Below are 16,766 nucleotides of genomic sequence, written 5' to 3'. Positions count from 1 at the left end.
TTCCTATGCGGATTGTTTACACGGAAAAATGCCTTGGCGAATACCAAAGCTACTTAGTGAATAAAATTATCATTTTCAAATAAACTTGGATTATGCGAGAGCGTATCTTCGCAAGTTTCGCAAACTAATCGTAACATCAAATCACCTTGCTGATTTTCTTTCATCATATGATTCGATTCCTCAGCTGATAACTCTTGATTCAATAAATCCATTACACGCGGGTGCTCGTTCAACTCACCCATAGATTCGCCACAATGCCGACATGTCATCTTAATTGCCATCAATGTCCCTCCTTAACATAAGCTAGTGACTAGCTTTTCCAAGAAGGAACAATATTATTCTTTTGATTAGCTAAACGAACCCCTCTAGTTGAACTTGTTCATGACTTCTGCAAAAGGAGTTTCCATCCACGCTTCACAAGCATCATACGTTTTCATGATAGATGGGTTAATGATTTCCTTTTCTTTTTTAGAAAATTTACTGAGCACGTAATGGACAATGTCGATATTCGTTTCAGGTCTTCCAATTCCAAAACGAACACGGTTAAATTCCTTTACCCCAAGATGTTCGATGATATTCCTAATTCCATTATGACCACCATGCCCACCTGTATGTCTGAGGCGTATTTTCCCCGTCGGAAGATCCAAGTCATCGTAGACGACGAGCAAGTTTTCGGGTTCAATATCGTAAAAATCCATTGCCTGTCTGACAGATTGACCAGATAGATTCATAAAGGTTTGCGGTTTCAGTATGAGCACCTTTTCCCCTTGCCAGTTTTCAACAGCATAGTGGGCTTCAAACTTTCCTTTTTTAAGCTTCCAACCATTCTGTTTCGCCAAGTAATCAATTACATCAAATCCAATATTATGTCTTGTATGTTTGTATTTTAAGCCCGGGTTCCCTAAACCAACAATACATTTCATGACATTCCTTATCTCCTTTTTGTCCATCGACTAGCAATTTTGACAGCGTAATTCTCACCAACAACGGAACGAATAGTCCCTCGGCATTTCATCAAAGTTTACCCTAAGAAGCATTGCGTCATGCCGGTCTAATCAAAAAAATACAACATGAAAACAGATCGAAGCGCAAACGTGCTCCGATCTGTTTATTTCATGCTATGAAGACGGACTTATTTTTCTTCCTCTTCTTCATCATCTTTCGCATTAACCAACTCTGGTTCTGCTGGCTCTTCACCACTATCTTCTGTTTCAACTTCTTCTTGCTGTGGTGGTAGAATTGTAATGATGGTCGTTTCATCTTCGTCCATAATTTCGTAGTTTTTATCGCCTTTAAGGTCACCGACAGTGATGACATCACCAATGTTAAGCTCAGAAATATCGATTAGAATCTCTTCAGGAATATTTCCTGGAGTCGAACGGATATTCAAGACGTGCATTGGTTGCTGTCTGACACCACCGTCTTTTTCACCAACTGCTTCTCCTTCAAGGCGAATGTAAACTTCTACGTCTACTTCTTGAGACATGTCCACCATATAGAAATCAACATGCGTCAATTCACCTTTGATTGCATCTTGTTGATAATCATACAACATTGCGTCGTATGCATTGCCGTTATCCAATTTAACAGAGAATACAGCGTTTCTACCTTCGTCACGAACTTTCTTAATCAAGTCGATTCCATCTACAGAAATATTAACCGGCTCTTTCCCTTTTCCGTATAGAACTCCAGGAATTTGCCCTTCACTTCTCAAACTCTTTGTATTAGAAATACGTAAATCCGTTCTTGCTTTACCTTCAATTGTTGCACCCATAATATTTCACTTCCTCCATAAATAATTTCCAGTATATTTGTATTCTTTTCTATTATAACCTTTTAGTCATCATTTTTAAAATTTTAGCCTGTTTGAGCAAAAATTAAACGTTAACTAAACAACGTACTGATTGAACGATGCTCATGTACACGCTTGATTGATTCTGCAATTAACTCACCGACAGAAAGTTGTTTAATTTTGCTTGAAGTAATTTGGTCCGTCAGTGGTATCGTGTTCGTCACAATCAATTCTTTGATTGGTGATTTTTCAATACGATCATTTGCCGGGCCAGATAACACCGGGTGCGTACAACATGCATAAACTTCTTTTGCACCGCTATCCAACATCGCCTCAGCTGCTAATGTAATTGTTCCAGCTGTATCAATAATATCATCGATTAAAATAGCTGTTTTTCCTTCAACTTCGCCAACAATATTCATCACTTCTGCCACATTCGGTTCCGGGCGTCTTTTATCTATAATAGCAATAGGAGCTTTCAGACGGTCTGCTAGCTGTCTTGCTCGTGTCACGCCTCCGTGATCTGGAGAAACGACGACGACATCTTTCAACTGCTTTTCTTCAAAGTATTTACTTAAGATCGGCATGCCGAAAAGATGATCGATTGGAATATCGAAGAAACCTTGAATTTGAGCCGCATGAAAGTCCAATGTTATCAAACGATTGGCACCTGCTTTTTCAATGATATCAGCAACTAATTTTGCAGTGATCGGCTCACGGGATCTTGCTTTTCTGTCCTGTCTTGCATAGCCATAATATGGTGAGACGACATTAATTGTACGAGCAGAAGCGCGTTTTAACGCATCGATCATAATCAAGAGCTCCATTAAATGCTCATTCACCGGGTTGGAAGTCGATTGTACAACATACACATCACAACCCCGCACACTTTCTTCGATATTAATTTGCACTTCTCCATCACTGAATCGCTTTACAGAGCTTTTTCCTAATTCCACACCGATATGATCAGCTATTTCCTCGGCCAGCTTCGGATTTGAATTTAACGAGAATACTTTTAAAAATTCATCTTGATATTGACGAGTCATCTTGCAACCTCCAACCAATTATTTTTTATTTAAACGCTCAACGTAACCCTCTTTATTGACTTGACGTGCGCGGGCAATCGACAATGCTTTCTCAGGAATGTCTTTCGTAATCGTTGAGCCAGCAGCCACATAAGACCCTTCCTTTAGTGTAACAGGAGCAATCAAATTCGAATTGCAGCCGATAAATACGCCATCTTCAATAATTGTTTTATGTTTATTTTTCCCATCATAATTGACGGTAATCGAACCACAACCAACATTCACATCGTCGCCGATTTCTGCATCACCAAGATAAGATAAATGCGAAGCTTTACTATTTTGTCCCATCGTTGTCTTCTTGATTTCTACAAAGTTACCGACTTTTACGTCATCTTTTAATAAGCTCTCAGGTCGAACGTGAGCGAAAGGACCGATTTTGACTTGTCGGCCGACTTCACTTTCCTTCAATACACTTTGGTGAACCTCTGTACCTTGGCCAATTGTACAGTCGATAATCTCACTATTTAATCCAATATAAACATCGGATTGAATCGTCGTTTTCCCTTGAATACGACACCCTGGTTCGATCACAACGTCCGACTCAATCACTACGTCAGGACCGATATAAGTTTGATCAGGATCGATCAACGTCACACCGTTTTTCATATGTTTTTCGTTGATTCTTTTTTGCATTAGTTTTTCAGCTTTGGAAAGCGCCAAGCGATCATTGACTCCAATTGTTTCTTCATCATCCGGAGTTAAATAGGCAGTGACCTTTTTACCTTCATCTTTAGCAATCTCCAATACGTCAGGTAAGTAGTACTCGCCTTGAGCATTTGAATTAGAGACATTTTTCAGTGCATCGAACAACAATTTATTATCGAAACAATACGTACCAGTATTAATCTCAGTCAGTTGTTTTTCTTCATCTGTTGCATCTTTATCTTCAACAATTTTAGCTACTTCGTTTGATTCATTACGTACGATACGACCATACCCTGATGGATTTTTAAGTTCAGTCGTTAACACGGTTACGGCGGATTGTTCTTGCTCATGATGTTCCATTAACTGTTTCAATGTATTTGCTGTCAGTAACGGGGTATCTCCACAAACGACAACGGTCGTTCCTTCATTATTTCCAATGAACGGCTCGGCCATTTGTACCGCATGACCAGTTCCTAGCTGTTCTTCCTGCAGCGCATACTCACTACGGCTCCCCAGCTGTTCTTTTACTTTTTCAGCTCCGTGGCCTACTACAGTAATCAATTGGTGTAACTGCAACTCATCCAGTTGATCGACAACATGCTCGACCATCGGCTTCCCACAAACGGGGTGCAGTACTTTATATAACTTCGATTTCATGCGAGTTCCTTTTCCCGCTGCCAATACGACAGCATATCTATTCGCCATAATTTCCCCTCCATACATAGGCATACATTATGAATATATCTTAAATAAAAAGTCGATGCAACTGATGACAGGCAGTTCATGCAACTTCTTTTCTCATCAACAAAAAAGAAGCCTATTCATTAACTCCATGAATAGGCTTCTGATCAATCCTTTTTAGGAAGCACCTGCTTCTTCAAGCTCAGATTCTTCTCCAACACGATGGTATTCTTCTAATACAGCATCTTGAATTTTACCTCGTGTATCTGAGTTGATTGGATGCGCGATATCTCTGAACTCTCCGTCTGGTGTGCGTTTACTTGGCATAGCAACGAACAGACCATTGTTTCCATCAATCACACGAATATCATGGACGACAAATTCATCATCCAATGTAATGGAAGCGATTGCACGCATACGACCATCAGTGTTCACGCGGCGTAATCTTACGTCGGTAACTTGCATTATGTATCACCACCTTTAATGAAAACTGCGCTTACAGTGCATCGTAAGCTTGATCGGTTTCTCCATTCTTTTTTAAACAAAGAATTCGACTTATTAATGTCAATTCAACATTCTCTCGATAAATCCTTCTTTTTATTAAAAAAAATTAAAAAAATATTGCGTTCATATAACCACTTAAGGGTGAACAATGCGTTCACCCTATATGTTACAAACAATCCAGTTGTCTATTGTGAAACGATTATTCAAAATAATTCCCGCGAGCAACTTGAATGCGACCTTCACGCTCATTGACTTCTTGAAACTTCAACAAGGATATATAATCATCAACTCGGCGGTCTTCTTCATCATCTTCAGCCTCTGCCAACACACCAATTCCTTTGACGGTTGCGTTGAATTCGTTCATCAGGCTTACCATGCCGTGAATCGTTCCTCCCGCTTTCATGAAATCATCCAAAAGAATCACATTCGAATTCTCTTTAATACTCCGTTTCGAAAGGACCATCGTCTGTATTTTTCTGGACGAGCCTGATACATAATTAATACTTACAGTAGAACCTTCCGTCACTTTTGGATCTCTTCGAATAATGACAACAGGAACTCTCAACACATCAGCAACAGCATATGCTAACGGAATACCTTTTGTCGCAACTGTTACAACGTAATCGACATCATATGCTTTGAATGCCGCGCCAAACATTTTTCCGATTATGCGCAACTGTTTTAAGTCACCGAGCAGATCACTCATGTAAACATATCCGCCAGGTAAAATTCGTTGCGGGTCTTCTAACAGCTCAATAATTTCATCGATTTTCTCTTTACTTAGTTCCATATCGTAATCGGGAATATATTGGACCCCACCAGCTGCTCCTGCTGATGTTTGTAACCGTCCAATCCCTAATCGTTCAAACATCGCATCAATGATATCTAAATCTTCACTAATCGATGATTTTGCCGCTCCAAACCATTTCACGAAAAAAGGCAACGAAATATGTGTATAAGGATTTTCCTTGAAGTAGTCTGTCATTGCTACTAGTCGTTCGCTTCGTCTCATAACCTTTCCACCTTTTATTTTCCGAATATTAATTAATAATATATCACTTAATGTTTGTGTTTACTACCTCTTAGTGGTACTGATATATGGTTAATCCGTTAATGCACGAACTAAATAAACTTCCTGGCAAAAACCTCTTAACCCATTCACGGTTCGTTCAGCTTTTGACAGGTGTTCAGTCAATCCATAAACGGTCGGTCCACTACCACTCATCAGTACGCCTTCCAAGCCTTGCTTTTGCATAAATGTTTTTATTTGGTCTACTTCTTGATGCATCGCTACCGTAATTGGTTCCAATACATTGCCTAGGTGGTTACATAACGAATGAAAATCCTTATTGCGAAGAGCGTTAGCCATTGACTCAGTATCCGGGTGCTCGATTTGATCAATATTCACATTTCCGTACACATCTTTTGTCGACACACCGATACTCGGTTTAGCGAGGACGACCCAACAAGGCGGAGGAGACGGTAAAGTTGATAACTTCTCCCCCCTCCCTCTCGCAATGGCCGTTTTTCCAGACACACAAAACGGAACATCCGAACCAATTTCCTCACCGATTTGTTGAAGCTGTTCAGTCGTTTGGCCGAGGTTGAATAACCGGTTCATTCCTCTTAATGCCGCTGCTGCATCACTACTTCCCCCAGCAAGTCCCGCTGCAACAGGTATTTGCTTATCAATCGTAATTTTAACACCGGATTGAATACCGAACTTCTCCCGCATCAAAGCTACCCCTTGATAGGCGAGATTTCGCTGGTCATTGGGAACATATCTTTTTTCGGACACGATCGTAATGCCCTGATTATCTGTTTTCTCAAAAGTAAGTCGGTCTGCAAGATCAATCGACGTCATGATCATTTCGATTTCATGATAGCCATCGTCTCGTTTATGTAAAACGTCTAGCGTTAGATTGATCTTCGCCGGCGCTTTTTCAAAAATCATTATTTCACCTTCTGCATAATTAATTTCTTTGATTGTATCACATACGAGAAATCATTTATAAAGAAAATGTGCTCATTGGTTCTCATTCTATAGGTTTCAATGTGATATACATTTAAAAAAGGAAATCGGCCACAGTTCAAATGAACTATGACCGATGCAGTCAGTAGGGGGACATGCAGTTGGAAGAGAATACTTACGCTTTGTTTTTCGAGTTCTCCTCAGCCATCTCAATTGCCCGCTTCACCATGTTGCCGGCATCACGGGACTTGATGCCTCCCCATCCTTCTTTTTGGACCGTGTCGTAAATTCCCATATCTTTTGCGATCTCCTCTTTCAAGCGATCAGACATAATGCCTTTTCGTCTACTCAATGACCACAACTCCTTTTCGGTATTATTTACGACAGACTTAGTATATGTATTCCCGAAAACATAAGACATGTAATTTTTGGTGTTAACCACAATGAAAATTTTTAAATAACAATATTTAATAAAACTAAGGAATAGACCATTTCAAACAGAAGAGCTTCTACAGCCAATTGACTGTAGAAGCTCTTCTGTTTACTTGCCGTTAAGCCATTTTACTGACTTCATCTGTGAAGGTAATCTCTACGGTTTCAGTAAGTACGTCTGCATAGCTGTAAGAGACTCTTTCAAAAGAATGCTCATCTTGATCTAGCTCAACGATAAAAACAGATGGGTACGTTTCTGCCAACACCCCAAAACGCTCAATCGTTTTGCGTCGACCACCGTTCGCTTTCAATGTTAATTGCTGCCCGATCTTAACATCCAAAGCTTGTTTAATTTCAGCCAAAGTTTTTCCCATACGACTCCACCTCACTAAGTGCTATCTTAACACAAAATGGCCCGAAAGTCAAAAAGTATTTAATTATATCAACATTCCAGCCAAGGTGTCAACATAAATTTTACGAACTACTATTTACCATTTCCTAATTAGCCAAATTCATGCATTCGGAATTCCGTTAAACATAAGGCTTCTATTCATCTGTGTTCGCTTTTTCATGTGTCTTAGGTAACTTTTTCATATAAGGTAATCCTGTTCGAAAAAGGCCTCGCGTTTCCAATCCGCCGATCCCTTTTTCTTGGGTTACCGTTTTTTCGATGACGTCATAAATATCCACCTTTTCCATAAAAGGCGTATAGCCAACTTTAGCTGCTACATATACAGGATCCAAGGCATGGATATTAATTCGCGTCGGCGAACTGGCGAAATTCGCTCCTGCGCGAATCAACGACTCAAAGTGTGATTGACATGCACCCGCAAAAATCACAAGCTGATCCAAGTGAGAAACCTTCTTTCTTGCGACACGTACCGCTTCAACGAAATAACGGCTATTTCGGTAAGCGCGCAAATCCAGTTCCTCCCCTTTTTGTTTAGAGTAAGAGTCATGTCCCGTCAACACTAAAATGTCCGGCTGTACCTTTTCAAGAAGATCAGCTACTTGATGCTGCATCTCGCTCTCTTTGACATGTGCTCCGTGCACTTGAAGTCCAAGCTTGTTATAAAGAAGTATACACTTCTTCAAAAATAGCGCGTCACTATCCATATGAAGCACTTTCGGGCAAATTTGAAACCGAGGTGCATCTTTGATGGAAATTGGTTGTGAGTGGTCTCTGAAGGACCTTAAATAGTAATCCTGCCTGAACAGTCGATATGATTCATGCTCTTTATGAATAATGGATTGCTCCGCGCGTTTCTTTTCTTCTTGAACAACTAGCTTCAAATCATCAATCGGCGCGTCGACTTCAAGGCGAAAGTTTTCACCGTACAATTGAGCTTGGTCATGGTCGATTGATTGGACACGAAACAATAAATCATGTTCATAAGAATGTCTTGTGACAATATCGCCTCTTTGAAGATTCATGGATGTCTCTCCCCCGTAATAGGCTCTCTCACTATCCTATTGAGGGTTCACATGATTTGTTACACTTCTAATGCCTCTTTCATAAATTTCGTCAGTGTCGAGAATTCCTCCATTGATAAGGATTCACCCCTACGAGAAGGTTCGATGGCAGATTCGTCAAACACATTTTGTAATTGCTCTTTAGACATTCGATCTTGAAAACCTTTTTGAAGATTGTTTTTTAACGTCTTTCTCCGTTGTTGAAAACTTTTCTGAACGACTTCGAAGAACAGATCTTCGTCTGTGACATCAACTGGCGGCTTGTCACGTTTTACTAATTGTAAAATTGCTGAATCGACATTCGGCTGTGGAACGAAACAAGTCTTCGGTACAGTCATGACTACATTGGATGTCGTGTAATATTGAACAGCAATCGACAACGAGCCATATTCTTTAGAGTTAGGCTTTGCCGCCATTCGTGCAGCAACTTCTTTTTGCATCATCACGGTGATGGAATGTATTGGTGACTTTTCCATTAACAGTTTCATTAAAATTGGCGTAGTAATATAGTACGGAAGATTGGCTACGACACGGACATCGGAGGCCTCTGGCATTTTTTTAGCGATAAATGCATTTAAGTCCACTTTCAAAATATCTTCATTAATCACTTGGATATTTTGAAAGCTTTGCAATGTATCTTTTAATACTTCAATAAAACGCTGGTCGATTTCAATGGCAAAAACGTCTTTCGCTTTCAATGCCAGTTGTTCTGTTAACGCACCAATTCCCGGACCGATCTCTATGACTGTCGTATTTTCAGTAACACCAGCTTTATCAACAATCTTTTTTAAAATATTCGCATCGATCAAGAAGTTTTGGCCTAAACTTTTCTTAAAGGATAGCTTGTGTTTGTCCATAATCTCTTTCGTTCTGGAATAGGTCGCGATCGGTTTGCTCATGAATTGTTCCATCCTTTATCGTCTTCATTCTGAATAATCTTTTTCATTACCGCTTCAAACTGTTTCTCATCAATAGCAAACATGCTTAAACGCTTTTCTAATTGTTTGGCATTGGCATACCCAATCTTCAATTCATTGCCAAGCTTCATTCGACGTTCTTTAGCTTTCGGGCCACCAATTAAGCCATATTGAAGTAAATAAGGCCGCCAATCAATTGAACCCTTCATTTCTTGTCGTACAGCATGTACATCTTCTAACGCTTGCTGAATATCTTCAATATCGGCATGCTCAATCCCTAACCCTTTTCTCTTACCTTTCGCCTTAGTTTTTTCCTTTGGTAGAAAAGCATGCTTACACCCAGGAATATTGGCATCAATCAATCGTCTAAGGCGCTCTCCTGGATAGTCTGGATCGGTAAAAACGATGACCCCTCTTTTTTCCTTTGCATGCTTAATTTGGTCTAATGTACGTTGATTTAAAGCAGAGCCATTTGTTTCAATTGTATCTGCATCTACGGCTAACTTAATACGAACAGTATCATCTCTGCCTTCTACGACAATTACTTCTTTAATTTTCATACGAACCCTCACTGAATAAATATCGAAAAAAATAAATCCTGCTACCATTTAGTATAGCAGGATTCATAATTATTTTTATTAATATACTTTAATTCGGACTGTTTTTCTTCCGAATGATTTTGCTTTCTCATAAGATGAAAAATGAATGTCGATTTTCTTCCCTTTAATCGCTCCACCCGTATCGCCAGCGATTGCCATGCCGTAACCTTCAACCCAAACTTTCGAGCCTAACGGAATGACACTCGGATCAACCGCAATAACTCTTGGATTCGAGCGTAAGTCAATTCCTGTAGCTGTATGGGTACTCAATGAAGGATTATTCGTTGAATACGCTGTCGCTTGAACAATCATCGTCTGACCCTCTTCTTGATTCGTTTCTTTCGTTTTTACTGTAGACTCAGACTTTGCGGATGTTTGTTGCACATTGTTGGATGATTTCTTTGCGACTGTTTGCTTCGGTGGTTCCTTCGTTCCTTGTGCAACAACGCGGTTTTGACTTTCTTCTGTAATTTCTTCACTTACCAGTTCACGAGAGACTTCTTCACCGTTTTTATACGTAATTTCAAAGGTTTGAACTTTTTTACCCTCTTTACCTTTTTGAACGATTCGCGTTTTACCTTTTTCTAAGGAATCATCGCTTTCCGTCTTCGTGTTGTATGGAATAATTTCATCATATGTTTTCTTCTCTTTATCTACTCGAGTAATCTTAATGATTTCGTTCGATTCTAATTCTTTAGTAGGCTCCATGTTGAGCTGGTCGAGCTCCGTCAGCTTAATCCCTTCTTTTGCGAGAAGCGACTGAATCGTTTGACCTGTCGTCATGACGGTTTTCTTTTCGCCACCATCATTTATTACGACTTCAAAAGCTTTAGATATCGCTAAATGCCGTCCATCACTTAACTCTTCCTCTAAATCAAAGGACAGATGATCATGCTCGTTAACCTCGATGTTCTCTTCTTCTAAAAATTCTTCTGCTGTATTTGCAAAGGTGTGGTACGTTTCCGTTTCATCGTCAATGGTCACGACTACCTCGTTAGAATAGTCCAATTCGATTTCCATGCCATCTTCTAACTCTTTTGTAAGATCTTCAGAAAGATAGTCATGTTCGTCTCGTTCAACACCTAGTTCATTTAAAACTTCTTCAACTGTTTTAGCCATCGTGTTCGTTTCGTATTCTTCTTCACCGGCTAAAACCGTTACTTCTTTTTTCATAGATTCATAAACAATAAAAAATAATGAAGCCATAGCAACTACTGTTAAAGATAATATGATAAAACCTTTAACACCAAATCGTTTTGAAGCTGTATTCTTTGAGTTCATAAACGAGCCTCCTATACGCAATTGATTATAGTCATACGAAAAAAGGAAGTCAATGAACAATCACATTACAAATTCATTACAGTTTTTACACATTGACTTCATCACGAGAACCAATTGCCCGTTTGATCGACCTAAGAGTCCCGCATGAAACAAAACAAAAGAAAAAACACACACCTAGGCGATCGTTTAAATGATGCTCATTTTAAACTGTATGCCTATGTGTGTGTTTTAGAACATTTAGTTAGTGTTCAAGCATTTACTAGCGTTGTTATTTCGGAATGATTGGTCAGCTTAAGAACCATTAAGCTATTCCAAATAACTTCTTCGCATTATTCCGAGTCACTTCACCGATCTCTTCTAACGTCATTTGTTTCATTTCAGCGATTTTTTCTGCTACTAACAAAACGTACGCAGGTTCATTTCGTTTTCCTCGGTTCGGATGTGGAGCAAGAAATGGACAATCGGTTTCAATCAACAATCGATCAAGTGGTACTTGTTCGGCAACAATTTTGGGATCCGTTGCATTTTTAAAAGTTACTGGACCACCTAATGATATGTGGAAGTTTAAATCGATACATTCCATCGCGTATTCAGCTCGATCATTGAAACAATGCATAATCCCACCGATTTCCTGTGCATTTTCATCCTTCAAAATGTCAATAATATCTTCAGTTGCTTCCCGGTTATGAATAATAATCGGCATCGCCAACTTTTTTGCAAGTCTAATTTGCTTTCTAAAAACTTCTTTTTGAACGTCTACAGGTGATTTATCCCAATGATAATCCAGACCCATTTCTCCAATTGCAACGACTTTTTCATGGGCCGCAAGCTCTTCAATCCATTTCAGATCATCATCCGTCATATCAATCGCATCAACAGGGTGCCAGCCAACCGCGGCATAAATAAACGGATAAGCTTCAGCAATTTCAATCGCTAGTGGAATGGTTTTTCTGTCGAAGCCGACGACAACCATTTCGGTCACACCTGCCGCTTTCGCCCGCTCGATGACTTCATCACGATCTTCCATAAATTGATCGGCATTTAAATGAACGTGTGTATCAAATAACACAGACTCATCCTTTCGTTTGAACAGTTCGAATTAGTTGATTTGTGTTCCGTTTGGTAATGTTTGATCTATCGTAGCCAAAGAGAGAGTACCTTCCTCGTCTTCTCCAGCTAAAATCATGCCTTGAGATAGTTCACCACGCAGTTTGACCGGTTTTAAATTCGAAACGACAATCACTTTTTTCCCTACGAGCTCTTCTGGTTTATAATGTTCAGCAATTCCCGAAACAACTTGACGTTTTTCATAGCCGAGGTCTACACGTAACTTGAGCAGTTTATCCGCTTTTTTCACTTGATCTGCCTCGATGACTTCACCAACACGAAAATCTAGCTTTAGAAAATCATCAATGGCCACTTCGGGAGCGATTTCCTGCTCTTTCGCCTCTTCTTTCTCTTCTTCCTTTTTCGGTGCTGGTGGCGCCATCATATCTTTGATCGCTTGAATTTCCACGTCGTTATCCAAACGAGGGAAGATTGGAGTTCCTTTTTGGACGCTTGTCCCTGTCGGAATGTCATCAAATGTATGCAAGCTTTCCCAGCCTTGCAGCTCTTCGTTTTCTACACCTAATTGACTAAAGATTTTTTGCGGTGTGGACGTCAAGAATGGCTGAAGCATAACGGCAATTTGTCTGAGTGATTCCACTAAATGAGCCATGACATTTCCAAGGCGTTCTCTTTTCGCTTCATCTTTTGCCAATACCCACGGTTCATTTTCATCAATATACTTATTCGTACGGCTGACGAACTGCCAAAGTGTAGACAGTGCTACCGAAAATTGCATATTTTCCATCGCCTCTTCCACTTGCTCTCTTGTCGACGAGGCGACTTTCATCAAATCTTGATCATATTCTGTTTCATTCAGCTGAATTGCTGGAATTTCACCGTCGAAATATTTATTAATCATTGCTACCGTTCGGTTTAATAAATTCCCAAGGTCATTTGCTAAGTCATAATTTGTACGCTCTACAAAAGCTTCCGGTGTAAAAACGCCGTCAGAGCCGAATGGCACTTCACGAAGCAAGTAGTAACGTAATGCGTCTAATCCATAGCGATCGATCAAAGTAACCGGATCGACCACATTCCCTTTAGACTTGGACATTTTTCCGTCTTTCATTAATAGCCAACCGTGAGCAAAAACTTTTTTAGGTAGTGGTAAATCCAATGCCATGAGCATAATTGGCCAATAGATCGTGTGAAAACGAACAATTTCTTTTCCGACTAAATGAACATCTGCCGGCCAGAATTTTTGAAAACGCTCGTCATTTTCCGTTCCATAACCTAATGTTGTAATATAATTCGACAATGCGTCAATCCATACATAGATAACGTGTTTCGGATCTCCTGGTACGCGAACGCCCCAATCAAATGTCGTCCGGGAAACGGCTAAGTCTTCAAGACCCGGTTTGATGAAGTTGTTTAACATTTCATTTTTACGGCTTTCTGGTTGTATGAATTCCGGGTTTTCTTCGTAAAATTCAACGAGACGATCAGCATATTTACTCATCTTAAAGAAATAAGACTCTTCTTTTACCTTTTCAACCGGACGGCCACAATCAGGGCACCGACCATTATCTAATTGACGTTCGGTAAAGAATGATTCACAAGGCGTACAGTACCAACCTTCATATTTGTCCAAGTAAATATCGCCTTGCTGATACAACTGATCAAATATTTTTTCGACAATATCTTTATGGCGCTTCTCTGTTGTCCGAATAAAGTCATCATGAGAAATATCCAACTGACTCCAAAGTTTTTGGATGCCTGAAACAATCTCATCAACGTACTGAATCGGCTCAACACCTTTTTCTGCTGCTTTGCGCTGAATTTTTTGTCCGTGCTCATCCGTTCCGGTCAAAAACATTACTTCATACCCGCGAAGTCGTTTATAGCGAGCAACCGCATCAGCGGCAACGGTCGTATATGCATGACCAATATGCAAATTGCCACTTGGATAATAAATAGGTGTAGTTATATAAAACGTATTTTTTTCTTCTGGCATCCTAGAACCTCCTGTTTTTTAACATATCTTTTCACAAAATGTTAACATTCCATGACAAATTTTTTTAAATTATAAAAAAATGTTCTCTATTTAGCAGTAGTTTGGTAAAATATCAACTAGATATTATTGTACCCATTTAATAGTTTAATTTCCACAGAGAAACAGGCAAGATTGTTTGAAACATTTTCTGACAATTCTTCCTTTACTTAATTGACGGTTAAAAATAATAGTGGTACATTAATGTCATAAGATAGCGAATCTTATATATATGATCGAGAGAGGAGAGAAAGAAACAATGAAATCAACAGGAATTGTAAGAAAAGTAGACGAGCTTGGTAGAGTCGTTATTCCAATTGAATTGCGTCGTACTCTAGACATAAACATTAAGGACGCACTTGAGATTTACGTGGATGACGATCAAATCATCTTAAAGAAATACAGACCAAACATGGCTTGTGCAATCACTGGTGATGTTTCCAATGATAATATCACTGTTGGCGATGGCTCCATTGTGTTAAGCCGAGAAGGTGCTGAACAATTAATCTCTGAGATTAATAAAAAGTTTGACAGTAAATAAATCTATGAATACATCATAGACTGTAGCGTAAAGCTGCAGTCTATTTTTATTTTTACATAGAATTTCATCGTTTTGATGCTCTTTGATTTCTATGAATCGCCTACGTGATATGCTTGATAAACCTCTCGTTTCGGTATAGACCGATCGATCGCTGTTTGTTTAATCGCATCCTTTGAAGAAAGTCCCTTTTGGATATAAGTCTCGACATGATCCACTAAATTTAAACTTTCCCACCAAGAGTCTCCAACAGAGCTTTCGTCTCCTGGACCGACAAGTAGAACGAATTCCCCTTTCAACGTCGCTTTACCTTGATCGATGAAATTTTTAACATCGTGAACTGTTCCACGTACGTATTCTTCAAATTTCTTCGTTAACTCGCGCGCTAAAACAATTTCCCGATCAGTCTGATAATATTCCGCCATGACCTCTACCGTTTGTTTAATTCGATACGGTGACTCATAAAAAATTACTGTTTGCTTGATCTGATCTAAGCTAGACAAAATTTCTGTGATTTCCTTTTTCTTTTTAGGAAGAAATCCATAAAACGTAAATGTATTGGCAGGGAGACCCGAAGCAACCAAGGCAACAAGCGCTGCATTGGCCCCTGGAAGGCTCACGACATCAATATGTTCTTCTCGCGCTCGCTGAATCAGTCCAAAGCCTGGGTCTGACACGACTGGCATTCCTGCATCACTGACAAGCGCAATCGAATCGCCATTCCGCAATTTCGACATGAGCTCATCTTCTTTTTGACGATTACTATGCTCATGGTAGCTGATCAATGGTTTGTGAATATCAAAGTGATTCAATAGCTTCTTTGTTTGGCGCGTATCCTCACATGCAATATAAGAAACTTCCTGTAGTGTTGAAAGTGCTCGATACGTTATATCATCCAAGTTGCCAATCGGCGTCGGTACTAAATATAACTTCGCTTCCGATTCATTCTGAAAACTCTTCTGGACGTCGACCATGAAATCGGCTCCCCTCTTCACCGTATAAAATCTTTGCAACCTCACCTGTATAATGACCATCTTCGTCATGAATATAAATCGGTGGCAAGACATCGAGATCCGGTTTACCATCCTTCGAATATTCAATGAGCACAATATTTGCTGCACGACCCTCTTTTGGATGGACGAATTGAAGACGTTTCGGTTCCAGATTATATTTCTTACCAATCGTCATTAAATCTGCCACACGTTGCGGCCGGTGAACAATCGACACTTTACCCTTTGAACGCACTAAGGAGCTACATGCTTTTAATACATCATCTAAATTACATAAAATTTCATGTCTGGCGTACGCGAGAAATTCATTTTCATTGATTCTTTTCTGTCCATCATCCGTGCGGAAATAAGGTGGGTTACATGTCACGACATCAAACCGCTGACTGGAAATTTCTGCAGGCGGCTCTTTTAAATCACCCTTGACGACCTGAAGTTGTTCTTCAAGTTGATTTAATTTTACATTCCGTGTGGCCATATCAAAAATCCGTTCTTGAATTTCCAATCCATAAATGGTCGCATGGCTTCGCTTTGATAAAAATAAAGGAATGACTCCATTGCCTGTACACAAATCAAGTATCTTCCCCCTTTTTATCGGTAAATAAGTGAAATTGGCTAGCAATACGGCATCAATCGAAAATGAAAATACGGTCGGACTTTGAATAATTCGACGTTCTTGGTCAGCTAGCAAATAATCTATTCGTTCATCACCTTTAAGTTCCACCATAAGCTTTCCTCGT

At 39.7% G+C, this 16,766-nt stretch carries 19 protein-coding genes; 1 reads left to right on the top strand and 18 read right to left on the bottom strand.

Going from position 1 to position 16,766, the window contains the following annotated elements:
• Positions 1 to 53: 53 nt before the first annotated feature.
• The 16 genes from KC820_RS09115 to metG form a co-directional block, all read right to left on the bottom strand.
• On the bottom strand, positions 54 to 281 hold the full coding sequence (locus KC820_RS09115; protein WP_144089370.1) for an anti-sigma-F factor Fin: 228 nt from the start codon (positions 279 to 281) through the stop codon (positions 54 to 56).
• 84 nt (positions 282 to 365) lie between these two features.
• The gene (gene pth / locus KC820_RS09110; RefSeq protein ID WP_212370387.1) at positions 366 to 923 is read right to left on the bottom strand and encodes an aminoacyl-tRNA hydrolase; all 558 of its coding nucleotides are present in this window, start codon (positions 921 to 923) and stop codon (positions 366 to 368) included.
• Between the two features lie 209 nt (positions 924 to 1,132).
• Positions 1,133 to 1,774 (bottom strand): 50S ribosomal protein L25/general stress protein Ctc, encoded by a 642-nt coding sequence (locus KC820_RS09105; RefSeq protein WP_212370385.1) that lies wholly within the window; start codon positions 1,772 to 1,774, stop codon positions 1,133 to 1,135.
• A 110-nt stretch (positions 1,775 to 1,884) separates the two neighbouring features.
• Positions 1,885 to 2,838 (bottom strand): ribose-phosphate diphosphokinase, encoded by a 954-nt coding sequence (locus tag KC820_RS09100; RefSeq protein ID WP_212370383.1) that lies wholly within the window; start codon positions 2,836 to 2,838, stop codon positions 1,885 to 1,887.
• 18 nt (positions 2,839 to 2,856) lie between these two features.
• The gene (gene glmU / locus KC820_RS09095) at positions 2,857 to 4,227 is read right to left on the bottom strand and encodes a bifunctional UDP-N-acetylglucosamine diphosphorylase/glucosamine-1-phosphate N-acetyltransferase GlmU (protein WP_212370381.1); all 1,371 of its coding nucleotides are present in this window, start codon (positions 4,225 to 4,227) and stop codon (positions 2,857 to 2,859) included.
• A 153-nt stretch (positions 4,228 to 4,380) separates the two neighbouring features.
• Positions 4,381 to 4,668 carry a septation regulator SpoVG gene (spoVG, locus tag KC820_RS09090; protein ID WP_144089365.1) on the bottom strand — a complete coding sequence of 96 codons (288 nt, stop codon included), beginning with the start codon at positions 4,666 to 4,668 and terminating at the stop codon, positions 4,381 to 4,383.
• Between the two features lie 238 nt (positions 4,669 to 4,906).
• Complete coding sequence (purR, locus tag KC820_RS09085; RefSeq protein ID WP_212370379.1) at positions 4,907 to 5,719, bottom strand: pur operon repressor; 813 nt, start codon at positions 5,717 to 5,719, stop codon at positions 4,907 to 4,909.
• Between the two features lie 90 nt (positions 5,720 to 5,809).
• Complete coding sequence (gene ispE, locus KC820_RS09080; protein WP_144089363.1) at positions 5,810 to 6,664, bottom strand: 4-(cytidine 5'-diphospho)-2-C-methyl-D-erythritol kinase; 855 nt, start codon at positions 6,662 to 6,664, stop codon at positions 5,810 to 5,812.
• Positions 6,665 to 6,854: 190 nt separating this feature from the next.
• Positions 6,855 to 7,031, bottom strand: coding sequence for a small, acid-soluble spore protein, alpha/beta type (locus KC820_RS09075; RefSeq protein WP_212370377.1), 177 nt, complete (start codon positions 7,029 to 7,031; stop codon positions 6,855 to 6,857).
• Between the two features lie 199 nt (positions 7,032 to 7,230).
• A complete protein-coding gene (gene veg / locus KC820_RS09070) occupies positions 7,231 to 7,485 on the bottom strand; it encodes a biofilm formation stimulator Veg (protein WP_144089361.1) in 255 nt (84 codons plus the stop codon).
• Positions 7,486 to 7,657: 172 nt separating this feature from the next.
• Positions 7,658 to 8,545 carry a sporulation peptidase YabG gene (gene yabG / locus KC820_RS09065; RefSeq protein WP_144089360.1) on the bottom strand — a complete coding sequence of 296 codons (888 nt, stop codon included), beginning with the start codon at positions 8,543 to 8,545 and terminating at the stop codon, positions 7,658 to 7,660.
• Positions 8,546 to 8,604: 59 nt separating this feature from the next.
• Positions 8,605 to 9,483: a 16S rRNA (adenine(1518)-N(6)/adenine(1519)-N(6))-dimethyltransferase RsmA gene (rsmA, locus tag KC820_RS09060; protein ID WP_212370374.1), complete on the bottom strand. Its 879-nt coding sequence runs from the start codon at positions 9,481 to 9,483 to the stop codon at positions 8,605 to 8,607.
• Positions 9,480 to 10,061, bottom strand: coding sequence for a ribonuclease M5 (gene rnmV, locus KC820_RS09055; protein ID WP_212370372.1), 582 nt, complete (start codon positions 10,059 to 10,061; stop codon positions 9,480 to 9,482). The genes rsmA and rnmV overlap by 4 nt, the downstream gene beginning before the upstream one ends.
• Positions 10,062 to 10,139: 78 nt before the next feature.
• Complete coding sequence (locus KC820_RS09050) at positions 10,140 to 11,381, bottom strand: G5 and 3D domain-containing protein (protein ID WP_212370370.1); 1,242 nt, start codon at positions 11,379 to 11,381, stop codon at positions 10,140 to 10,142.
• Positions 11,382 to 11,682: 301 nt separating this feature from the next.
• On the bottom strand, positions 11,683 to 12,450 hold the full coding sequence (locus KC820_RS09045; RefSeq protein ID WP_144089356.1) for a TatD family hydrolase: 768 nt from the start codon (positions 12,448 to 12,450) through the stop codon (positions 11,683 to 11,685).
• 30 nt (positions 12,451 to 12,480) lie between these two features.
• Positions 12,481 to 14,445 (bottom strand): methionine--tRNA ligase, encoded by a 1,965-nt coding sequence (gene metG, locus KC820_RS09040; protein WP_144089355.1) that lies wholly within the window; start codon positions 14,443 to 14,445, stop codon positions 12,481 to 12,483.
• A gap of 295 nt (positions 14,446 to 14,740) precedes the next feature.
• On the opposite strand from metG, the gene KC820_RS09035 reads away from it, so the two are divergent.
• The gene (locus KC820_RS09035; protein ID WP_144089354.1) at positions 14,741 to 15,022 is read left to right on the top strand and encodes an AbrB/MazE/SpoVT family DNA-binding domain-containing protein; all 282 of its coding nucleotides are present in this window, start codon (positions 14,741 to 14,743) and stop codon (positions 15,020 to 15,022) included.
• Between the two features lie 89 nt (positions 15,023 to 15,111).
• Here the strand turns inward: KC820_RS09035 and rsmI are convergent, their stop codons facing one another.
• Both rsmI and KC820_RS09025 read right to left on the bottom strand, forming a co-directional pair.
• Positions 15,112 to 15,993, bottom strand: coding sequence for a 16S rRNA (cytidine(1402)-2'-O)-methyltransferase (gene rsmI, locus KC820_RS09030; RefSeq protein ID WP_212370368.1), 882 nt, complete (start codon positions 15,991 to 15,993; stop codon positions 15,112 to 15,114).
• Positions 15,962 to 16,753, bottom strand: a complete 792-nt coding sequence (locus KC820_RS09025) for a tRNA1(Val) (adenine(37)-N6)-methyltransferase (RefSeq protein WP_212370366.1) — start codon at positions 16,751 to 16,753, stop codon at positions 15,962 to 15,964. Before KC820_RS09025 ends, rsmI begins: the two co-directional genes overlap by 32 nt.
• Between the last annotated feature and the right edge of the window lie 13 nt (positions 16,754 to 16,766).

It is taken from the genome of Allobacillus saliphilus (assembly GCF_018138385.1).
GTDB classification, from domain to species: Bacteria; Bacillota; Bacilli; order Bacillales; family Alkalibacillaceae; genus Allobacillus; species Allobacillus saliphilus.
This window is presented reverse-complemented; position numbering and strand designations above follow the sequence as displayed.